Origin of the sequence: Methanobrevibacter curvatus, assembly GCF_001639295.1 — an archaeon.
GTDB lineage: Archaea > Methanobacteriota > Methanobacteria > Methanobacteriales > Methanobacteriaceae > Methanoflexus > Methanoflexus curvatus.
In genome coordinates this window covers 1-3,759 of record NZ_LWMV01000046.1, presented here as the reverse complement: position 1 = coordinate 3,759, position 3,759 = coordinate 1, and the positions used below count along the sequence as shown (strand labels likewise).

Genomic DNA, 3,759 nt, shown 5'->3' with positions numbered 1-3,759 from the left:
CTAATATTACTGTTGTCACTACTGTAAATCTTAGTGTTGTTAAATCATCTAATGTGTCTGGATCTGTCTTAAATGGTATATTTGTTTTGTATACTATTAATGTGACTAATTTTGGTCCTGATAATGCTACTGGTTTGGTTATTACTGATGTTTTAGATAGTAGATTGATTTATATTAATAGTACTAGTCCTCGTGGAACTAGTTATGTTGCAAGTACTGGTGTTTGGGATATTAACACTTTGGCTAATGGTGAAAGTATTGTTTTGGATATTCTTGTTCGTTTGAATGGTACTGGTAGTATTGTGAATGTTGCAAATGTTACTAATGTTACTGAGAATAATACTGGTAATAACAGTAGTACCCCTGATAATACTACTAATATTACTGTTGTTCCTACTGTGAACATTAGTGTTGTTAAAACCTCTAATGTAAGTGGATCTGTCTTAAATGGTGCATTTGTTTTATACACTATTAATGTGACTAATTTTGGTCCTGATAATGCTACTGGTTTGGTTATTACTGATAAGTTAGATACTAGATTAATATACATTAACAGTACATCTCCAAGGTTTACTTTTTATGTTGCAAGTACTGGTGTTTGGAATATTGGTAGTTTGGCTAATGGTGAGAGTATTGTTTTGGATATTCTTGTTCGTTTGAATGGTACTGGTAATATTGTGAATATTGCTAATGTTACTAATGTTAATGAAAATAATACTGGTAATAATAGCAGTACTCCTGATAATGAAACTAATATTACTGTTGTTCCTACTGTGAACATTAGTGTTGTTAAATCATCTAATGTGTCTGGTAATGTCTTAAATGGTGCTTATATCTTGTATACTATTAATGTGACTAATTTTGGTCCTGATAATGCTACTGGTTTGGTTATTACTGATAAGTTAGATACTAGATTAATATACATTAACAGTACAAGTCCAAGGTTTACTTTCTATGTTGCAAGTACTGGTGTTTGGAGTATTGGTGCTTTGGCTAATGGTGAGAGTATTGTTTTGGATATTCTTGTTCGTTTAAATGGTACTGGTAATATTGTGAATATTGCGAATGTTACTAATGTTACTGAGAATAATACTGGTAATAATAGTAGTAATCCTGATAATGAAACTAATATTACTGTTGTTCCTACTGTGAATCTTAGTGTTGTTAAATCATCTAATGTGTCTGGATCTGTTTTGAATGGTGCATTTGTTTTGTATACTATTAATGTGACTAATTTTGGTCCTGATGGTGCTACTGGTTTGGTTATTACTGATGTTTTAGATATTAGATTGATTTATATTAATAGTACCACTCCTCGTGGAACTAGTTATGATGCAAGTACTGGTGTTTGGGATATTAACACTTTAGCTAATGGTGAGAGTATTGTTTTGGATATTCTTGTTCGTTTGAATGGTACTGGTAGTATTGTGAATGTTGCTAATCTTACTAATGTTACTGAGAATAATACTGGTAATAATAGTAGTACTCCTGATAATACTACTAATATTACTGTTGTTCCTACTGTGAACATTAGTGTTGTTAAAACCTCTAATGTAAGTGGTAATGTCTTAAATGGTGTACTTGTTTTATACACTATTAATGTGACTAATTTTGGTCCTGATAATGCTACTGGTTTGGTTATTACTGATAAGTTAGATACTAGATTAATATACATTAACAGTACATCTCCAAGGTTTACTTATTATGTTGTAAGTACTGGTGTTTGGAGTATTGGTAATTTGGCTAATGGTGAATCTATTGTTTTGGATATTCTTGTCCGCTTAAATGGTACTGGTAATATTGTGAATATTGCTAATGTTACTAATGTTAATGAAAATAATACTGGTAATAACAGTAGTGCTCCTGATAATGAAACTAATATTACTGTTGTTCCTACTGTGAATATTAGTATTGTTAAATCATCTAATGTATCTGGATCTGTCTTAAATGGTGCTTATATCTTGTACACTATTAATGTGACTAATTTTGGTCCTGATGGTGCTACTGGTTTGGTTATTACTGATGTTTTAGATAGTAGATTGATTTATATTAACAGTACATCTCCAAGGTTTACAAGTTATATTGCAAGCACTGGTGTTTGGAATATTGGTAGTTTGGCTAATGGTGAGAGTATTGTTTTGGATATTCTTGTTCGTTTGAATGGTATTGGTAATATTGTGAATGTTGCTAATCTTACTGATGTTACTGAGAATAATACTGGTAATAATAGTAGTAATATTGATAATGAGACTAATATTACTGTTGTTCCTACTGTGAATATTAGTATTGTTAAATCATCTAATGTGTCTGGATCTGTTTTGAATGGTGCGTTTGTTTTGTATACTATTAATGTGACTAATTTTGGTCCTGATGGTGCTACTGGTTTAGTTATTACTGATAGGTTGGATAGTAGATTAATATACATTAATAGTACCACTCCTCGTGGAACTAGTTATGATGTTGCTACTGGTGTTTGGAATATTGGTGTTTTAGCTAATGGTGAGAGTATTGTTTTGGATATTCTTGTTCGTTTGAATGGTGTTGGTAATATTGTGAATGTTGCTAATCTTACTGGTGTTAATGAGAATAATACTGGTAATAATAGTAGTAATATTGATAATGAGACTAATATTACTGTTGTTCCTACTGTGAATATTAGTATTGTTAAGACATCTAATGTGTCTGGATCTGTTTTGAATGGTGCGTTTGTTTTGTATACTGTTAATGTGACTAATTTTGGTCCTGATGGTGCTACTGGTTTGGTTATTAGTGATAGGTTGGATAGTAGATTAATATACATTAATAGTACCACTCCTCGTGGAACTAGTTATGATGTTGCTACTGGTGTTTGGAATATTGGTGTTTTGGCTAATGGTGAGAGTATTGTTTTGGATATTCTTGTTCGTTTGAATGGTGTTGGTAATATTGTGAATGTTGCTAATCTTACTGGTGTTAATGAGAATAATACTGGTAATAATAGTAGTAATATTGATAATGAGACTAATATTACTGTTGTTCCTACTGTGAATATTAGTATTGTTAAATCATCTAATGTGTCTGGATCTGTTTTGAATGGTGTGTTTGTTTTGTATTCTATTAATGTGACTAATTTTGGTCCTGATGGTGCTACTGGTTTGGTTATTACTGATGTTTTAGATAGTAGATTGATTTATGTTAATAGTACTGCTCCTCGTGGAACTAGTTATGTTGTAAGTACTGGTGTATGGTATATTGGTGTTTTGGCTAATGGTGAGAGTATTGTTTTGGATATTCTTGTTCGTTTGAATTGTATTGGTAGTGTTGTGAATGTTGGTAATGTTACTGGTGTTAATGAGAATAATACTGGTGATAATAGTAGTACTCCTGATAATACTACTAATCTTACTGTTGTTCCTACTGTGAATATTAGTGTTGTAAAAACATCTAATGTGTCTGGATCTGTCTTAAATGGTGTATTTGTTTTGTATACTATTAATGTGACTAATTTTGGTCCTGATGGTGCTACTGGTTTGCTCATTACTGATAGGTTAGATAGTAGATTGATTTATATTAATAGTACAACTCCTCGTGGAACTAGTTATGATGCAAGTACTGGTGTTTGGAATATTAACACTTTGGCTAATGGTGAGAGTATTGTTTTGGATATTCTTGTTCGTTTGAATGGTATTGGTAGTGTTGTGAATGTTGGTAATGTTACTGGTGTTAATGAGAATAATACTGGTGATAATAGTAGTACTCCTGATAATACTACTAATCTTA

The 3,759-nt window shown here is 31.5% G+C and carries 1 protein-coding gene; it reads left to right on the top strand.

Going from position 1 to position 3,759, the window contains the following annotated elements:
• Positions 1 to 3,759: beta strand repeat-containing protein (locus MBCUR_RS01490; protein WP_157077515.1), on the top strand; the 3,759-nt coding region annotated here is incomplete at both ends.